This is a genomic window from Candidatus Chlorobium masyuteum, assembly GCF_011601315.1.
Classification (GTDB): Bacteria; Bacteroidota; Chlorobiia; order Chlorobiales; family Chlorobiaceae; genus Chlorobium; species Chlorobium masyuteum.
The window spans coordinates 474,779-492,928 of record NZ_JAAORA010000002.1; the positions used below are offsets into that span (position 1 = coordinate 474,779).

An 18,150-nucleotide genomic window follows, 5' to 3' on the forward strand; every position below is an offset into this window, starting at 1 on the left:
ATGCGTAAACTTATTGTCAGGCTTGTTGTCTGCATAAGTGTGGTTTTTGGCATAATTGCACCTTCAGACATATCAGCGGCGGGCTCTCTGCCCTCAGTGCTGAGAATGGATTACTCCGATTACAACCAGCTCAGTCTGGTATTGAAAAAATTCGGCTGGCTGGAAAAAGAGTTTGAGACAGACAAAGTTCCGGTAAGCTGGGTTTATAGTACAGGAAGTAATCAGGGGCTTAAAGATCTTACCATCGGAAGCGTTGATTTTGCTTCCACTTCAGCACTACCCTGTCTGTTGTGCAAGATGCAGGGTCGCCCGGTCATGCCCGTCTATATTTTTTCTCATCCGGAGTGGGTTACGCTGCTCGTTACCCGTGACTCGCCCATCAATTCCGTTCGGGAGTTGATAGGCAAGAAAATTGCTGTTACTCCGGACAGTGATCCCTATGTTTTCCTCTTGCAGGCGTTGAAAGAGGCGGGTTTACGCCAGAGCGATGTTCAAATTATTCCGATGTCGCTTTCCGAGGGCCGGATGGCGCTTGAAAAGCATCAGGTTGATGCGTGGGCAGGTTCCGATCCCTTAATCTCTTCAAGCCAGATGGAGCTTGGCAGTCGCGCTATATACCGCAATGCCGCATTTAACAGCTATGGGTTATTGAATACAACCGAGTCATTTGCCGCCAGGTACCCGGAAGCGGTCACTCGTGTTGTTAAAGTTTATGAACGGGTTCGGAAGTGGGCAATCAGGCATCCTGATGAGTTGGCCCTGATCTATTCCGATGAGTCCGGAATTTCATTGCAGATTGCCAAATTGATTCTCAGCCGTATTGATTTTTCCCGGACCGTTCCTGACAGTGGTGATATCGAGGGATTGAAAGATGCTGTTCACATTCTTGTACAGGAGCGAAAGCTGGATAACCGTATCGAGGCTGATAGTGTCATTCAGCATTTCGGAGTCGAGATGAATTGATACCGTTCTATGTGCTTGCCCCTCACTACTCTGTTTTTCCCGCTTGTACGGACTCGCGTAGCTTTTCAAGGCCCCCGATTGAACCCGTTTTATGCTCCACCTCTCTTCTCTGCTGCCTGTTTGATGTTTTCGGCAACTGCCTTTGCATTCCGTTTAAGACGTCTGAGTCCTATGCGGAAAACCGGGGTTCCCTGAAAGAGTTTGCGGAATCCCGATCGGGTAAGGTTCATAATCTGTTCTGTCGTGATATCCGTCAGATCCTGCCGTAACGCAAATGAGTCATTGGCTTTGATGCTCGATTGCCGGTTATGCGGGCAAACATCCATGCAGAGATCACAACCGAAGAGCCACTCTCCAACCATTGACTGCTCCTCTGACGAAAAATCCCGTTTAAGCTCTCCGGTAAGGTAGGAGATGCATCGTGATGCATCGATTTTTCCCGGTCCGGTTAGCGCGCCTGTCGGGCACTGCTCAATACAGAGGTTGCAGCTTCCACAAAGATTCTGGAGCGGAGGTTTGCTCTCAATGATCTCCATGTCGATGAGGAGTTCTCCAAGAAAAATCTGTGACCCTGCTGAGGGTACGATCAGGAGCGTGTTTTTCCCCGGTTTTCCAATGCCGGCATGTTCTGCCCAAGTTTTTTCAAGCACAGGGGAGCTGTCCACCGTAATGAGCGCATTGAGCGGTTCAGTTGTGAGGGTTTTCAGCTTTTCAAGCAGTTGTTCAAGTTTGCTGCGGACCACGGTGTGGTAATCCGCAATGAGCGCATACCTGGAAATTTTCGGCTGCCCTTCACGATATTCCACATAATTATTGTAGCTGATGGCGGCAGAAATAACCGTTTTAAGGCCCGGAAGAAGCATTGCGGGTTCTGCCCTGTTTTCAATGCCCTGTTCCATATAGTGCATCTCCCCATGCCGTTTTTCCCGGATCATGGCCGCGAAACGCTCTACGGCAAGCTGTTGCGGATGGGGAGTTGAGAATCCGATTGCAGAGAAACCGAGTCGAGCAGCCTCCTTTCGGAGTTCACGGCAGATATTGGTTCCGGAATAACTCATGACAGGCTCCTCTATTTGTCTTGAATCAGGGTGCTTACGCAAGTATATATCAACAAATAAATATACATTTCATGGAACGGATTCTCTCTGTGTCAACCGTATGACCATGCTATGGAACGTCGTGAGTTTATAAAAAAAATGTTGAAGCGCACCGCCATTGGTGCCGGTGTGGCGACAGCGGGAGCAGCCGGGCTTGTTGGATATTATCAGCCGAGAAAAGAGTTTTATCGACAGCCCGGAGGCATAACCGGGGGAAAGGATCAGCTTGAAGGTCAGAAAAAGGTGGTGGTCATCGGAGGGGGACTTGCAGGCATCAGCTCGGCACTTGAGCTTGCCCGCAAAGGCTTTGAGGTGACGCTTGTCGAGTCCTCGGCTTCACTGGGCGGAAAGCTCACCGGCTGGGATCTTGATGCACTTGGCGAACGGTTTCCGGTAGAGCATGGTTTTCACGGCTTTTTTGATCAGTACTACAATCTCAACGAGATATTTGCCTCTGCGGGGGTTAAGCAGGAGGTATTCAGCTCTGCACCCGGTTACCCGGTGATTTTTAAGAATTTTCCCGAAGAGATTTTCGGTCAGACGCCAAAGCTCTTTCCGCTCAATGTTCTCTCTATCATTGTGCAGTCGAAGCGACTTGATATGGCAGCATTTCTGAAAAATGCCAAAGGCCTGCTCTCTACCGTCGAGCTGTTCCGGTATCAGTACGATAAAACCTTCCGGAAGTATGACGGTATCGATTTTATGACCTACTGCCAGAGGGGTGATACCCTGAAGGCATTTGTCGATACGGTGCTTCACCCGTTTGCCGATGCGACCATGAACCGCATGGAGGTTCTCTCTGCCGCAGAAGCGCTCCGCTATTTTCATTTCTATTTTATGTCAAGTCCGGAAGGGCTGGCTTTCAGAATAACAAATCGAGACTGTATGAGTGCGCTTATTACCCCTCTGGAGGTCAGGCTCAAAGAGCTTGGCGTGACGCTCCGGAAAGGCAATACGGTACGGCGTATCGTAGTCAGTGGAGAGAGGGTTTCAGGCGTGGTTGTGGAGTCACCCGAAGGAGGGACTTCACTCATGCTGCATCTTGATCCTGGAGCTGTTCCTCAAAAGAGCTTTGCCGCATTTACTACTGCTGACGGGGTTCCGGTCATGGTTGGCAGAAATGGTTCAGGATATGCGGCTTATGACGGACGGTGCACGCATATGGGGTGCCCCGTAACTCCGGATGCAAAGAGCGGCGGCTTCTTATGCCCCTGCCATGCAGGCCGTTTTGATTCATCCGGCAATCCGGTCAGTGGCCCGCCCAAGGCCCCTCTTGCTCCGCTTGCGGTCACACTTGAAGGGAACAGGCTTGTTGTGAAGCAGGCAGGAAAGGCAGGAAAAGAAGCGGGTGAGGTGATAGCGTGTGACTACTGTGTTCTCGCTTCCAATGTTCGGGGAACGAAAGAGCTGGTAAAGAGCTCTGTGTTGAACCGCCCTGAGTTTGAGTCGCAGGTTGATGCTCTCGGAGAAGCGGATCCCTATGCTGTGTTCCGTCTCTGGCTCGATCGGCCGCTTGCTTCATCGGAATTCCCTTTCTATACGGTTTCCGGTTATACCTATACCGATTCGATATCCATCTACTCGGATTTTCAGGAGCCCTTTATCTCATGGGCAAAGAAAACCGGCGGATGCGTTATTGAACTGCACGCCTATGCCATTGCACCCGGAGATATTCGCCCGGAAGCCGAGATCAGGGCGGCTATGCTGCAGGAGCTGCATACCATCTTTCCGGAAACCGTAAAGTCCGTGATACGCCATGAGCTCTTTATGCAGCAGTCCAACTTCTCCCGCTGGGCTCCCGGTGATCACGCTCATCGCCCGGGAATTGAAACGCCCTTTTCCAATCTCTTTCTTGCCGGTGACTGGGTCAGGGTCGACGCTCCGGTCTTTCTTATGGAGGCAGCAGCGTTTACCGGACGCATGGCAGCCAACGCCATCTTCCGCCAGGAGTCAGTGACGCAGGTTCCGCTGCCGATAGTACCTATGCAGGGCCTTTTCGCTTGATGATTCCGGATTGCGCTTCACCACTCTGTGTCATTTCGAATCCCCGACCTTTCGGGGTGAATCCGAGATTCATGAGATCTCTCACTGCGTTCGAGATGACAATTGAAGGGGAATGATGCCAATCACAGGCCAATCCAGGATCTCCTGAACTCTTGTCCACTCTGTCTACTTTCTTCCGCCATCTCTTCGTCCACGTTTTCCACTTTCTTGATCTAAAATTTCTTGAGCTGAAGGCATTCGGCAACGGTGTTGTGGAGCAGGGGGCGGAACTTGCGTATCTTTATGTTGGCTGAGGTTGGCCACACCCTGTTGCTGAGCAGAATGACCGCGAGATCCTGCTGCGGGTCGATCCAGATGCTTGTGCCCGTATAGCCGAGATGGCCGTAGGATGAGGCGGAGAAAAACTCGCCCGATGAAGAGTGACCCTCCAGAGAACGCAAATCCCAGCCCAGCGCTCTTTCGGCGCTGCTCCGTGTGAGAAAATTCCTCAGCGTTCCTTTGCGGAAATAGATCCTCCTGCCGGATGTTCCTCCATGCATCAGCATCCCTGTAAAGGTGATAAGGTCTCCAGTTGTTGAGTAGAGTCCGGCATGTCCGGCAACCCCGCCAAGCAGTGCGGCGTTCTGGTCATGAACCAGCGGCCGTATAATGCTGAGCGGCCACTCAGTATCCTTCTCAACCGGAGCAATGCGTTGCAGAAGCGCGGCCGGAGGTGTGAACATGGTTGCGTGCATGCCGAGAGGCGCGGCAAAGCGTGCGTGAAAATTTTCGGCAAGGCTATGGCCGGTAATGGTCGCTATGATTTTCCCCAGAAGCATGAACCCGAGATCACTGTAGAGGGTAGTTCTGCCGGGAGGGGAGAGCAGGCTGTCATTTTCGATTGTGTTGAAGAGCTCTTCGGGAGATCTACAGCTTTTTGCGAAATAGGAGTGGGCTCTCAATCCGGAATTATGGCGGAGCAGTTGTTCAAGAGAGACGCTCTCCTTGCCTTTAACCCTGAAACCGGGCAGATATTTTGCTACAGGAGCCTGAAGGGAGAGTGAGTCCCTTTCAACAAGCTGCATGACAATGCTTGTTGTGGAGATCGCCTTGGTAAGCGAAGCCAGATCGTAGATGGTTGTGGTATCAACAGGAGAGCTGTCAACCGCATAGGTCATTTTTCCGAAACCCTTGTGAAAAACCACCTGCCCTTTGTAGAGAACAGCAAGGCTTGCACCGGGAAAAACCGAGTCGCTTACCGCTTGACCCATCACGGCTTCAAGCGGTTTGAAATTAAAGGCCTGCGCCCTTGCCGGAGTTGTCTGAAGTGGTCCGGCAAGAGCGCAGCAGAAGATGAAAACAATGCGAAGGGATTGCATAGCTGCTTCAGTGGTTAGAAGAGCGTGAAGCGGACATAGCGACCGGGCCGCTTTTTCAGGTCAACAAGCACCGAGTCAAGTGAGGTGAGTGTACGGCTGAGATTGTTATAGAGCGCCGGATTGGAAGAGAGCTGCCCGAGCGTCCCTTTCTCACTGTTGAGTTTGGTCATCAGCGCTTCGGTTTTGAGCGCTGTCTGGTTAAGGCGTTCAATCGTTTCAGAAGTGTTTTTTGCCATTGCCTTGTCATTGATCAGCTTCGGCAGGAGTCCATCTCCATGGGAGGCTTTCCGGGAGATATTTGCCAGTTCGGTTGACGTGCTCTTCAGGCTGCTGATGGTTTCAGCAAGATCATTGCCCATTTTTTCATCAGTAATAAGCTTTCCTGCAGCTCCTTTGCCGCTGTTCAGGTTATCCAGCAGAGCGTTGATTTTGCTGAATGCTTCGCTGGCCTTGGTCGTCAGATCGGCAATACCCTCTTCGGAATTGAGGGCAAGGAAATCCCCTTCAGCAACGGGTGGCCCTTTGCCGGTTATGATATCTACATACTTGTCTCCGAGTATACCGAGGGACTTTATGGTGGCTTTGGAATCCTTGGTAACAAGACCGGCAAACTCAGTTTTCAGTTTGAGTTCAGCAACAACGTAGAGGGAGTCGTGGCTGGTGACAAAGCTCATTTTTGAAACGGTACCGATTTTTTTACCGGAGACCGAAACAAAATTGTTCTCTGCAAGGCCCTGAACATCACGTGACAGAATTCTTACGTTCGTTACGCCGGAAAAGAGATTGCTGTTTTTGCCGATAACCAGACCGAGATAGGCAGCAAAACCAATGCCGATAACGAAAAAAATTCCGGTTCTCAGATCGCTCCATTTCAAAGCGTTCGGATTTTTCATACAGGTGAAAGTCTTAGGATGTTATAGTTCAAGAATCTTGTCGGAGAGGATTGACCGGATGAATGTGTGCTGCGACTCATGCAGTTTTTCGGTCACATCGTCAAAAATCATCTCTCCCTGGTAGAGTACGGCCACACTGTCGGCCACATTGAACACGTCGTCAATAATATGGGTAACAATTACCGCGCCAAGGTTGTTGTGATTGCGGAGTGAACTGATCAGCGAGAGTATTTTTTTTGAGCTGACCGGGTCAAGTCCGGCTGTCGGTTCATCAAACAGGATCATGTGCGGTTTGAAAATCAGCGCCCTTCCGATGGCAACTCTCCTTCGCATACCCCCGCTCAGACTTTCCGGCAGCTGGTCTTCATACCCTTCAAGCCCGGCAAACTGGATCTGTTCGGTAACTCTTTTGCTTATCTCCTCCTGGGGGAGTTTGAGGTTTTCACGAAGAAAGAACCCGAGATTCTGGCTGATGCTCAGGGAGTCAAAGAGTGCATTTCCCTGAAAAACCATGCCCATCTTCCGCCGGATCTCGTAGAGTTCGGTCTCCTTCATACGGGTGATATCCGTGCCGTCAATGATCACTTTGCCGCTGTTCGGCTTGATAAGGCCGAGCATCAGCTTGAGAATGGTGCTCTTTCCCACGCCGCTCGGTCCGAGAATCGCTTTGATGGTGTTGTCCTGAACGGTAAGGGAGACATTTTTCAGGATCTCCTTTTCACCGTATTTAAGGCTGACATTTTTTAATTCAATCATTCGGCTACATGTTCTCCAGTACTATCTTTGAAACGTAGAAGTTTGCAATCAGCACAAGGCCTGATGACACAACGATTCCTTTAATGGTTGCCCGTCCGACACCAGCTGTTCCCCCTCTTGCCGAGAATCCGTTAAAGCTGCTGACCAGCGTGATAATGACGGCGAATACCGGGGCTTTGAGGAACCCGACAACAAAATCTTTTGGCGCAAGCCGCGGATAGACGGCGTTCCAGAATATTCCGGGATCAATCCTGTGGTAGTGCTCAGCCATATACGCGGCGCTTTGAAGGCCCGCAAAGTCGGAGAGTGCTGTAAGTGGCAGAAACATGATGAGTGCAGCCACCAGCCTCGGCATGACCAGTTTGGCTATCGGGTCGGTACCGAAGGCCCGAAGCGCATCAATCTGTTCAGAGATCTGCATGGCTCCGAGTTCAGCCCCGTTTCTTGATCCGAAACGTGCGGAGAGCATGAGACCCATGAGCAGCGGGCCGAGTTCACGAATGACCGAGAGCGCGGTTGAGCGACCGAGCATGGTTTTGGCGCCGAAGTCTTCAAGCAGGTTGCCCACCTCAATGGCAAGGAGTGCACCGATGGAGATAGAGCTGACGAGCACAATGGGAATCGAGTCGGTACCGCAGATGGTGGCCTGGTCAAGAACATCCCTCCAGTAGCGGATTGTTTTCGGAATGGCCATAAAGGTCCTCAGAGAAAACAGAAAAAACTCCTGCATGGTGAGGAAAAAATCCTTGAGCTGCAGGTTAAGCCGTTTTTCCAGGGATCGTATGAAGAGTAATGGCATAGCTTAGAATGCGATGAGGAGCATTGCCCGGGGGCAGCGGAACCTTGAAAACTGGTTTGAATAATAGTAAATCTTCAGCAATTGCCCAATCATCGATTCCTCATGATTTTACAAGCCTGCTTTTCATTTTCTCCACCCACTGGCAGGGGATGGTAACCTTGCCGAAGAGGTCTTCATCGCGTTCTTTAAGGCCGTGATAGTCCGAACCGCCCGAAAAGAGCATAAAATACTCGTTGGCAATTTCCCTGTAGTAGTTCTGCTTGTAGGTGTCGTGCGACGGATGGACAATTTCAATGCCATCGAGCCCGAAGGTGATTAACTGCTTCAGAGTCTCATCGGGCACGTTCTGGGCCGGATGAGCAAGAAAAGAGAGACCCGATGCCTCATTGATGAGCCGTATCACATCCGCCGGATGCGTTTCGATGCTTTTCACATAGGCAGGGCTGTGTGAACCGAGATATTTGCTGAATGCTTCGCTGAAGCTCTTGACATAGCCGCCGTCCTGCAGCACCGCAGCAATGTGAGGCCTGCCCACACTTCCGTTCTGAGCTTTGACGATAATCTGCTCAATGCCGATTTTTACGCCCATTTTGGCGAGTTTGCTCACCATACGCTCAGCCCTTTCGGTGCGCAGGTGTCGACAGTGGTCGAGATACTCTTTCAGCTCGGATTGCTGATAATCAAAAAAATAACCAAGGACATGAATATCATAGCCCTTGTAGGTTGAGCTCATTTCCACACCGGGAACAAGCTCAATACCTTTCGCTAAGGCTAATGGCTTTGCTTTGTCAATACCTGAAACGGAATCATGATCAGTAATACTGATCGCCTTCAACCCGGCAGCAGCAGCTTTTTCAACAATTTCTTCCGGTGTATAGAGCCCGTCCGAACATTTTGTGTGTATATGTAAGTCTGCTTTTTCAAAGCCATTATGCCCTACGCCTGTTAAGCTGTATGGCATGGCTGGATTATTACATGGTTAATTTGATATACTTATATATAAGAAAAATTCCCCGCCCTTCTCATCACAGAAAAGAGAATTATTTTTAAGGTTTAAAAGTTGCTTCAGGCAACGCTACGCGAGAGCGTTATCTCCGGAGATCGGAACCCTTTTGCCGCCGGTAATAAGATCCCTCACTGGCGTTCGGGATGACCAAAAAATGTTTTCAAACGGCTCGTGTCATTTCGACGCCGACCTGTCGGCGGAGAAATCTGTCTGAACCTGGGACTCTAAGGCAGCAGTTGACCTGAAGCAACAAGCATAAGTACGCCGATTCCTGCAGCAAGCCTGTAGAGGATAAAGATGGTTGTCGTGTGATTTTTGAGGTAGTTGAGCAGGAAGGCGATGGAGGCATAGCCAACCAAACCGGCAACAACGGTTGCAATCAGGATGTTGCTCAGGTTTTCAGGCGAGGCGGTGATGATGTCGCAAGTCTTGTAGAGCTGGTAGACTCCTGCGGCAAAGACCGAAGGGAGCGAGAGCAGAAAGGAAAAACGGGCGGCGGTGGCACGGTCGAGATTCAGGAGCAGTCCGCCGGTAATGGTTACTCCGGAGCGTGAGGAGCCGGGAATAAGCGCAATACTTTGTGCAAGACCGATCAGCAGGGCCTCTTTCCAGCCGATCCGGTCCATTGATTTCAGCGGCAGATCGCTTTCGAGCCGCTTCCTGATTTTTGCCTCGGCAAGGGAGAGCACAAGGGCAAGGCCGATAAGTGCGCCGCTGATCCAGTAGAGGGAGCGGAGGCTTGTTTCAATCTCGGTTTTAAAGAGCAGGCCGAGTACGACGATCGGGATGGTTCCGGCGGCAATCATCCACCCCATTTTTGCTTCACGGCTCTCCAGCGGTTTGCCCCGGAGTATGCCTTTGATCACGGCACCGGCAATCGAGAAGATGTCCCTGCGGAAATAGATCAGGACCGCCACAAGTGTTCCGATTTGAACGATAGCGCTGAACGCTGCGCCGGGGTCACTCCATCCTGCGAGAGCGGGTACAATTCTCAGGTGAGCTGAACTGCTGATCGGCAGAAACTCCGTCAGACCCTGCACAATGCCGAGGGTAATTGCTTCAATGAGGGTCATTGTTTCGCACTGGAATGAGTTATCGGAATGTTTTGCTGATAAAAAGTCTCCCTGACGTCGACAACAGCTTTCTGAACAGCGAGGGAGCGGTGACTGAGCCGGTTTTTTTCTGCAATACCCATCTCGGCGTAGGTTCTCGCGGTTGAATCCAGCATGAATACCGGATCGTAGCCGAATCCTTCAGAGCCTCTCTCTTCAAGAGTAATAGTGCCGGAAACCTCGCCTTCGGCAAGATGTTCAAAGAGAAACTGTTCACCGTTTTGAGACGGGATTCTTCCTTTGAGCGCAATGACGGTTCGGAATTGAGCATTCCGGTTCGAGCAGCCCGCCATGTTTGCAAGCAGATGACGGACGTTATCCTGATATGAGGGTGACTTCCCCTCCGGCATGGGCGCGAACCGGGCAGAGTAGACTCCCGGAGCTCCGTCAAGGGCTTCGACTTCAAGGCCGGTGTCGTCTGCCAGGGCAATCATGGAGGGAAATCGCTCCGAAAGCAGTTCAAAGATACCCCTTGCTTTCAAAAGCGCGTTTCCTTCAAGGGTCTCCTCGGTCTCCTCAATCTCGACCTCAGCATCAAGCTCGCTGAGTGTCGTAACCCTGATGAGGGGGGAGATATCTTCAAGCAGCGGGCGAAGCTCTTTGACCTTGTCGCGATTGCCGGTTGCAAGGATAATGGTAATGGGGGTGTCGGAAGTCAGACTCATGGTATGTTACTCAATGATGCGGATCATCTCTCTTACAGCAGCGTCAAGACCTGATAACACGGCGCGGGCAATAATGGCATGACCTATACTGACCTCCTCGATCTCCGGGATGGTTTTAAACGGAGCTATGTTCAGGTAGTTGAGTCCGTGACCGGCAACCACTTTCAGGCCAAGGCTTTTGGCAAAGCTTGCGGCTTCACGGATTCTTTGCATCTCCGTCTCTCTTTCATCTTCATCGGTTTTCAGCGCGTAGGTGCCGGTATGAAGTTCCACAAGCTCCGCTCCGGCCTGTGCTGCAAGGGTGATGGCGCTCTGTGAGGGCTCTATGAAGATGCTGCTCTCTATACCCGCATCTCTTATCGGTTTGAGGAACTCAACCAGTGTGTCGAAATGGCGGGTAATATCAAAACCCCCTTCAGTGGTCAGCTCTTCGCGTTTTTCAGGCACGAGGGTGATCAGCTCAGGCCGGGTTTTCAGCGCGATCTGCTGCATCTCGGGTGTCATGGCCATTTCAAGATCGAGCTTGGTGGTCACCGCTTCGCGGAGCCGCTGAAGGTCAAGATCTCTGATGTGGCGGCGGTCTTCACGCAGATGGCAGACAATACCGGCAGCACCGCATTTTTCAGCGAGCAGGGCAGCTTCAACCGGGTCGGGCTCATATTCATTGCGGGCATTGCGCAATGTGGCAATGTGATCAATATTTACAGCTAATCTCATGATATCAAGAGGTCAAGGGTCAACAGTCAGAAATATCCTGTGCAGGTTTTCCTGCTTTTCAAGTCTAAGCGAAGGTAATGAAAAATGATACAATGGACAATTTTTACAGTAATGACGTGTAGTGCGAGCAATGGAATGCTTGCGTTACTGTAAGGGCACCGCTATTAATTTATTCCGCGATTCGATTGCTTCGTTGGGCGGTGCTCGAAATCCTCAAGTACTCCGTGTACATTCCGGTTTCTGCGCTCCGTCAGCCTCGCACTCAAACCGCTCACGACAATTAATAGAGGTGCCCGTAAGTGACTTCCAGTATCTCGTTTGCGCATAAAAAATGTTTGTACCTTTCAGAAAATGAAAGTATCATACATTAATGCAGACCATCACAGAAAAATTAATGCAATCCGGTCTGGCGAACCGGGTGGTATCGCAGGCTCAGTTGGGACGTCTGGTGGACGGCACCCCCCAGCGCCGCTACAACCTCGTCAATCGGGCCATGCAGCATGGTGAGCTGCTTCAACTGCGGCGCGGTCTTTACCTGCTTGCTTCAAACCCGCAAAAAAGTTTACCCCATCCGTTTGTGCTGGCCCAAGCCTTGCAACCAGGCTCCTATATTTCAATGGAAACGGCTCTGAGCTTTCATGGATGGATTCCTGAATCAGTGCCAACGACTCTTTCGGTATTGCCGGGGCGTCGTCAGTTTATGGTGGATCATCCTCTTTTGGGGTTTTATCGCTTTTATCCTCTGGCGCTTCAGCAGGGGCGGTTTTTGCAGGCGGTTGATCGTCAAAGTTTTTCCGGTCAAACGGCATTGGTCGCACAACCACTACGAGCGCTTTTCGATATTGTCTGTTTGCGAAAACGTGAAGTGGCTGATATGAAAACGCTTGTAGCATCCATGCGTATTGATGAAGAGTTGTTAGCGTCTGTTGACCCGGCTCTCTGGGAGCTTATGCAAAAGGTTTATCTCCACAAACGCATGAGAGCGTGTATTCAAGCGCTAAAGCAGGAGGTGGTCAGATGATTGAACTGCTTCGCAGGCGTCTGCAACAGTATTCGATTACCAATGCCGTTCAGGAAGAACAGGCGATCAAGGAGATTTTGCAGGAAGTGGCACTCTATGCGCTTTGGCGTGCAGGTTTCTTCGAAAAAGCGGCTTTTCAGGGTGGTACCAGTCTTCGTATTCTGCATGGTTTGCCGCGTTTTTCAGAAGATCTTGATTTTATTCTTTTAGCCCCCGATCCTGCATTTCAGTGGTCGTACTATTTCGATTCGCTCACCCGGACAATGGAAGAGTTTGGCGTGCATTGTGAATTGAGCGACCGCAGCAACATGAACAGGGTTGTCCGTCAGGCCATGATCAAGGACGATTCCATCGGTCGGCAACTCGATTTGTCCTTTTTTGATTCCGACAAGCAGAGCAAACTCAGGGTCAAACTTGAAATTGATACCTGCCCGCCTGCAGGGACGGGTACGAGCTGGCACTACCTTGATTTTCCCCTCGACTTTGAAATCTGTGCACAGGATTTGCCCAGCAATTATGCGCTTAAAATTCATGCACTGCTTTGCAGACCCTATCTGAAAGGGCGCGACTGGTTTGATTTTACCTGGTACTGCAAGCAAAAGACCGCACCAAATCTGCCGCACCTTGCGAGTGCCCTGCAACAGTTCGGGCCGTGGGCAGGAGAGAGCCTTGCGCTTGATGCCTCATGGCTGGCGAATGCCTTGACTGAAAAAATAAAGCGTATCGACTGGTCGCAAGCTGCTCAGGATGTTGCACCATTTCTCTCTGCCGTCGAGCAGGCAAGCCTTTCCCTCTGGAGTGAAAGATTCTTTGCCGATAAAATTAGCAAGCTGGTGCAGGCGATTGAAGGTGTGAATCTGTGATCACTATGCTGAAGAGGGTAGCATGCTTTTCCTTAAAGTCCCGTCGGGACGGAATCTCGGTAGACAAGCAGCAGTCCCCTCTCTTGATTGCCGAACTGTCGGTTGAAGATTACGCTTGAAATGCAAGCTTTTGCTGTATAGATTACAAAAGATATTTTCCGGCTTATAGCTATTTCCCATTGATTTTAATGCAATGGCACCAAGTCGGCACCAAGTTGGGATCAAGTCAGACTAATGCTGATTGCTTGTGAAAAACCGGTGATGATTCAGGAGTTAATGATAGCTATGGGGTGGAAACACCGGAGCAAGTTCAGGGAAAAATATGTCACGCCACTTTTGGAGGAAAATATTCTGTCAATGACAATTCCCCATAAACCAACCAGTTCCCGGCAGCAGTACTGCCTGACCGAAAAAGGCAGGCAATTGCTGGCCGATATTTGCAAGAGATCTTAAGCAGAATTTTACTACAAAACCCTATGGAACTGATATAATTGCCGTCACTTGAACTTTCTACATTTTGTTAATAATATACGATCAAAGAGGTGTGATGTGTTGATTGAGGAGCTTAAAAAACGGGAAGATGGTGATTCTATGAGTCATCAAGCAGCTAAAAGCCTAAATCACTTTGCAGAGCTAATTACAAGTAACGCCAAAGACCATGCAAAAAGAATCCTTAGTCAGCTTCCCGAGTTTGATCTGCATGATGACGTTCATCAATCTGCTGTTCTTACAAATATTGAACAGATAGTTGGTCAGCTTACTCTTTCAAAACTATCGAGTTACGAGCTTTTTTTTCTTTATGCTGCCAGTTATCTCCATGACGTTGGGATGGCATTGCCTGACTGGGAACTCAACGTAATCGAAGCTGTCGAAACAGAGAATAATAAGGACGATGTTTCATGGAAAATCGAATTTAGAACTAATGGTCAGGGCGCATTTGCAATATCGACTGCACGACAACTTATCAAAAAGCACTCGAGTGAAATCTATCGAAACTTTGAATCTGTCAGTAAGTGGTTTTTTGCCCCCGACTCGGAAGACCGCCTGATAGAACATCTGGCTAATACAGTTGTACAATATCAGGATTTCAGAAGTGGTTTTAGCAGTAAGTTAAAGTCTCTTGTTGGCAGTGAGTTGTCCAATGAGGTAAAGGCTTTGAGGATTGATTTTATTCGTCATTCACATCACTCTCGGTCTTATTCATACGTTAAAGGGTTAGGTCGTCATATTCCAGAAGAAATCATGCAACCATGGGGTACAGCTATTGCGCACGACCTTGCCTTTATCTGTCAAGCACATGGTGAACCGATTGCATTCGTCGAGAAGATGAAGACTGATGCCAAGTATGTTGGCGCAGAGACTGCAAACCTACAATTTGTAGCATTACTTTTGCGCATTGCAGATATACTTCATTTTAGTTTTGATAGAGCACCATCCGTTCTTGCTTCTGAAATACAGTTTCGCTCTGAGGATAGTTTCATTCATTGGGCAATTAAACAGCAAGGGGTAAACTATGATATCTCCGAGTCAGGTGAAGTTGGCAAGAAAACTGTCAGATTTAGAGCATATTGTTTGAAACCTCGCTACTACTATGCACTTCACAAATACCTTGATTGGGTAGATCAAGAATTAGTCAATTACGCTCGGGTTTCAAGAAGGTGGGAATTGTCTTTTGGCAAGCCTCAGTCTGAACGCTGGAGCATCCCCTTGGCGGATGAGGTTGATAGGTCGGGTGTTGGTTTTGATAAGGATAAATTCATTCCTGTTCGCGGTCTATCTTTCACTTTGGAACAGAAGAGGATTCTTGAACTGTTAATGGGTGTCCGGTTATACAAAGACAAATACGCTTGTCTCAGGGAGTTGTATCAGAACTCACTCGATGCTTGCAAATGCATGATCGCTCTTTCAGATGGCAAAGAAAAAGGTCGCGTGGAATTCTGGATAGAACGGAAGGATTCTGGAAAGGTTGTATACCTATGTTGCATGGATAACGGTGTTGGTATGACTAAGGATATCATCGTGAATCATCTGCTGCGCATCGGGAATTCTTACTACAGCTCATCTTCCTTCGAAAGACTTCGTAATTCTCACCAACATAGTTTTACACCAACTTCACAGTTTGGCATAGGTATTCTTTCATGCTTCATGCTCGGTGATAGCTTGGATATAGTGACAAAGCCCATGCAAGAGTTTGCCGATGACACATCTGCTATCAGATGCGTTGTGGATGGAGTACACGAGAATTTTTACTATGCTCAGCCAGACGATGTGGATATGGAGTTGATTGGTAAGCATGGTACAATTGTGAGGGTGCGATTGACGGAGCCTGAGTCGATTACAGACTATAATGATGGTAAGATTTGGTTTCGCTATTTTGCAGATCGTACAGCACAGATGTTCAAAAACATCGAAAAACCACTGTTTGAGGGCTGGGACAGGCATATTCACCATGTTGTTACAAGGTTTGTTTCATTACCATTATTGGATGTTAATGTTTGTGTTCGGCTTATAGATGCAACGAGGGTACCAATCATCAGGTGGGATTGTCCATTTAAATGGAAGGAACACGGGATTGATGAGTCAGATATTATTCGTCTTGATGAATTCTGTAAAGTCCATGGTTGGAGTCATGGAATAGGCGAGTTCGATAAGGGAGACATTACAGAATCTCATAATGAAATCTATTTTTGTAAAACAGATTATGAAGGAGTTGAATTTTCATGGTTACTGGAGTTGCCCTCGAGAAATGAAGGGGCTTCAAGCATCAGCAGATATGGGACCATACCGAGTTTTGGTGTCTTTGGTCTCTCGGTGGATGGCGTGCATATTGAGCACAATTCGCTTGTGCAAAATGACCTTCTTCATTGGCTATGTTACTCCGGGCATCTAAATTTCACAGGCGAAATTCGACCTGTTCTTACGGTTGATAGAATGTCTATTACTTCCTTACCAGAGACAATTGACATAATTATATCTCAACTAATTCGGAATGTTGCAGTCAAAACAATACAAACCACAAATGAGCATATCGAGAAAAAGGGTATGTCGAGTGATGACCCTATCGTTCTTGCCATTTGGGATCATCTCCTGAATGGATTTTCTCCATGTAAAGTCGATTTTTTGACCACATTTGCTTCAGATGAACGTTTTACAAACGTATTGTTGTCTGATTTAGCAACATTGGTACAAAACAAGAAATTAACTATCCGCGAATTTATTGATGCTGAAAAACTAACTTTCCAGCAGATTGCATACCCTGATTTAAGCGCTATTGCAAAGTTGCTTTTCTATGGAAAATGCGGAAATGCCACTCGATTAACATTGCTCGATGATGGTGTTTATGTGGAAGGGACGGGTCTGTCGCCTATTGTAACAAAACGTGTGGAACGGCATGAGCATCATTTCACTGATATTTTGTTAAAGTGCGATGATTGGTCGGGACGTTTTTCTGAATACGACCTCGTAACCGACTTTTGGCCGGTTATTCCTGAGAGGCTGTTCGACTGCCTAAGTTCAAAAAAGAATGGTGATCACGCTGAGAAGCTTGGTGAAAGCGAGCGAGCTATCGAAATACACAGAATGGGGAATGGGATCACTTCGCTTGGTGAGCAGGATCCCTGTATGGTCCATCCGGATTTTGGCTTATATACTGAAGAAAAAAATTACTTCAATCAAAAGAGTTCAGAAGTTTGCAAGGTTGGTAATTTTGCAAAGGCATCTAACCATCATTGGTTGTTTGAACTGAATCAGGTTGGTAAAATGAATGAGAAAATGACCCGAAATATTCTTTTCATGTTTGTTTCGCCGAGATTACTAAATACTGAAGAAGATGCTCGTCTCAAAGAGTTTGAATCTTCTGCTCCAGATTATGTCAAGGGTGTCCGGCAAGGCTGGAGTCTACTGTTTTTGGGTCAGAAACACCACCAACCTATCATCCACCCAGGAATGGTTAAACGATCTGTAATGGCCAGACTTATTCCAGAAGCCATCTGGAATAAGCTTGAAGGCGAGGAATACCATTTTCTTGATGGCACCCCTCTCGTTGAGTTTCGAGATAAAGCGGAGCTGAAGGTATGAGCAAGTATTGGACACATGTTACTGTGGACAACAAATTCACCTACGATGAGCAACATCAAACGGCGCGAGTTTCACTCCTTCTGGCCCCAAACCGCCTCCGACAGATTCTACCCCGACTTTGTTTGCAAACTCAAGAATGGGCGCTTTCTTGTTGTTGAGTACAAACCCGAGCGGGCTTGGAGCGACGACGATGCGCGGGAGAAACGGGCTTTGGGGGAGTTGTGGGAGAAGCGCAGTAACGGCACCTGTTTATTTGTGATGCCGAAGGGTAGGGATTTAGCGGGGATTGGGGGAAAGGTAGGCTCCATGGTATAAAAAGATGCTACTTTCCGGAACGGAATTGAAGTTTACACAACGGTTACCTCCTTGTGCAGTCGTGTCTTGATCTCCTCTGAAGATGCGGTCTCAAAGAATAACTCCAGAGCCTCCTGGAGGTTCTCTCGGGCATCTTCGATTGTCTCTCCCTGACTGGCAATATCAAGTTCCGGGCAAAGGGAGACATACCCGTCATCTTCACGCGAAATAATGGCTGTGATTTGCTTCAGCATATTCTTGATTCCCCATATTCATCTGTTATTGCTCTCCACAATTGAGTTACAGCATGTACTCATGCGGAGATGCATGTTTCTTGCGTAATTTAACAAAAAACAGTACACACTCTTTTGCTTTTTATGCAGCCATCTTGTTCAGATTATGGCCAAAGCTCATTTACTGAGAGGATGCGGAGTTCTTTGCAAGAAAACCCTGAGCTGTTTTTGATTGTGATATTTTGCTATAATGCGCACAGTCCCGAACTCTTTCAACGTGTCATCCGATAGT

Annotated in this window: 16 protein-coding genes and 1 pseudogene; 7 read left to right on the forward strand and 10 right to left on the reverse strand. The window is 48.6% G+C overall.

The genetic code is table 11. The features are described from left to right. Complete coding sequence (locus tag G9409_RS05790; RefSeq protein WP_166807852.1) at positions 1–963, forward strand: aliphatic sulfonate ABC transporter substrate-binding protein; 963 nt, start codon at positions 1–3, stop codon at positions 961–963. An 89-nt stretch (positions 964–1,052) separates the two neighbouring features. Here G9409_RS05790 and queG read toward each other — a convergent pair whose 3' ends face one another. Next, positions 1,053–2,021, reverse strand: coding sequence for a tRNA epoxyqueuosine(34) reductase QueG (gene queG / locus G9409_RS05795; protein ID WP_166807853.1), 969 nt, complete (start codon positions 2,019–2,021; stop codon positions 1,053–1,055). Positions 2,022–2,132: 111 nt separating this feature from the next. On the opposite strand from queG, the gene G9409_RS05800 reads away from it, so the two are divergent. Beyond that, entirely contained in the window at positions 2,133–4,064 is a 1,932-nt protein-coding gene (locus G9409_RS05800) for an FAD-dependent oxidoreductase (RefSeq protein WP_166807854.1), read from the forward strand. A gap of 212 nt (positions 4,065–4,276) precedes the next feature. Here G9409_RS05800 and G9409_RS05805 read toward each other — a convergent pair whose 3' ends face one another. The 8 genes from G9409_RS05805 to G9409_RS05840 all read right to left on the reverse strand — a co-directional run bounded on the left by G9409_RS05805 (position 4,277) and on the right by G9409_RS05840 (position 11,370). Then, positions 4,277–5,422 carry a serine hydrolase domain-containing protein gene (locus G9409_RS05805; protein WP_166807855.1) on the reverse strand — a complete coding sequence of 382 codons (1,146 nt, stop codon included), beginning with the start codon at positions 5,420–5,422 and terminating at the stop codon, positions 4,277–4,279. Positions 5,423–5,436: 14 nt separating this feature from the next. After that, entirely contained in the window at positions 5,437–6,315 is an 879-nt protein-coding gene (locus tag G9409_RS05810; protein WP_166807856.1) for an MlaD family protein, read from the reverse strand. A 21-nt stretch (positions 6,316–6,336) separates the two neighbouring features. Further along, positions 6,337–7,071 (reverse strand): ABC transporter ATP-binding protein, encoded by a 735-nt coding sequence (locus G9409_RS05815; RefSeq protein ID WP_166807857.1) that lies wholly within the window; start codon positions 7,069–7,071, stop codon positions 6,337–6,339. Between the two features lie 4 nt (positions 7,072–7,075). Continuing rightward, positions 7,076–7,870, reverse strand: a complete 795-nt coding sequence (locus G9409_RS05820) for an MlaE family ABC transporter permease (RefSeq protein ID WP_166807858.1) — start codon at positions 7,868–7,870, stop codon at positions 7,076–7,078. A gap of 100 nt (positions 7,871–7,970) precedes the next feature. Beyond that, positions 7,971–8,831 (reverse strand): PHP domain-containing protein, encoded by an 861-nt coding sequence (locus tag G9409_RS05825; RefSeq protein WP_006365267.1) that lies wholly within the window; start codon positions 8,829–8,831, stop codon positions 7,971–7,973. A 269-nt stretch (positions 8,832–9,100) separates the two neighbouring features. Beyond that, on the reverse strand, positions 9,101–9,949 hold the full coding sequence (gene uppP / locus G9409_RS05830; protein WP_166807859.1) for an undecaprenyl-diphosphatase UppP: 849 nt from the start codon (positions 9,947–9,949) through the stop codon (positions 9,101–9,103). Beyond that, positions 9,946–10,653 (reverse strand): RdgB/HAM1 family non-canonical purine NTP pyrophosphatase, encoded by a 708-nt coding sequence (gene rdgB, locus G9409_RS05835; protein WP_166807860.1) that lies wholly within the window; start codon positions 10,651–10,653, stop codon positions 9,946–9,948. The genes uppP and rdgB overlap by 4 nt, the downstream gene beginning before the upstream one ends. 6 nt (positions 10,654–10,659) lie before the next feature. Continuing rightward, complete coding sequence (locus G9409_RS05840; RefSeq protein ID WP_166807861.1) at positions 10,660–11,370, reverse strand: pyridoxine 5'-phosphate synthase; 711 nt, start codon at positions 11,368–11,370, stop codon at positions 10,660–10,662. Between the two features lie 370 nt (positions 11,371–11,740). Here G9409_RS05840 and G9409_RS05845 point away from each other — a divergent pair, with 370 nt between their 5' ends. From G9409_RS05845 to G9409_RS05860, 5 genes and pseudogenes are all read left to right on the forward strand, one after another. Beyond that, on the forward strand, positions 11,741–12,391 hold the full coding sequence (locus tag G9409_RS05845; protein ID WP_166807862.1) for a type IV toxin-antitoxin system AbiEi family antitoxin domain-containing protein: 651 nt from the start codon (positions 11,741–11,743) through the stop codon (positions 12,389–12,391). Then, entirely contained in the window at positions 12,388–13,254 is an 867-nt protein-coding gene (locus G9409_RS05850; protein ID WP_166807863.1) for a nucleotidyl transferase AbiEii/AbiGii toxin family protein, read from the forward strand. Before G9409_RS05845 ends, G9409_RS05850 begins: the two co-directional genes overlap by 4 nt. Positions 13,255–13,485: 231 nt before the next feature. After that, positions 13,486–13,707 (forward strand): annotated as a pseudogene (locus tag G9409_RS12190) (Fic family protein); the annotation flags it as partial. A gap of 96 nt (positions 13,708–13,803) precedes the next feature. Next, positions 13,804–17,331 carry an HD domain-containing protein gene (locus tag G9409_RS05855; RefSeq protein WP_166807864.1) on the forward strand — a complete coding sequence of 1,176 codons (3,528 nt, stop codon included), beginning with the start codon at positions 13,804–13,806 and terminating at the stop codon, positions 17,329–17,331. A gap of 45 nt (positions 17,332–17,376) precedes the next feature. Continuing rightward, complete coding sequence (locus tag G9409_RS05860; RefSeq protein WP_166807865.1) at positions 17,377–17,646, forward strand: hypothetical protein; 270 nt, start codon at positions 17,377–17,379, stop codon at positions 17,644–17,646. A 32-nt stretch (positions 17,647–17,678) separates the two neighbouring features. Here the strand turns inward: G9409_RS05860 and G9409_RS05865 are convergent, their stop codons facing one another. After that, positions 17,679–17,879 (reverse strand): type II toxin-antitoxin system HicB family antitoxin, encoded by a 201-nt coding sequence (locus G9409_RS05865; protein WP_166807866.1) that lies wholly within the window; start codon positions 17,877–17,879, stop codon positions 17,679–17,681. Positions 17,880–18,150 lie beyond the last annotated feature (271 nt).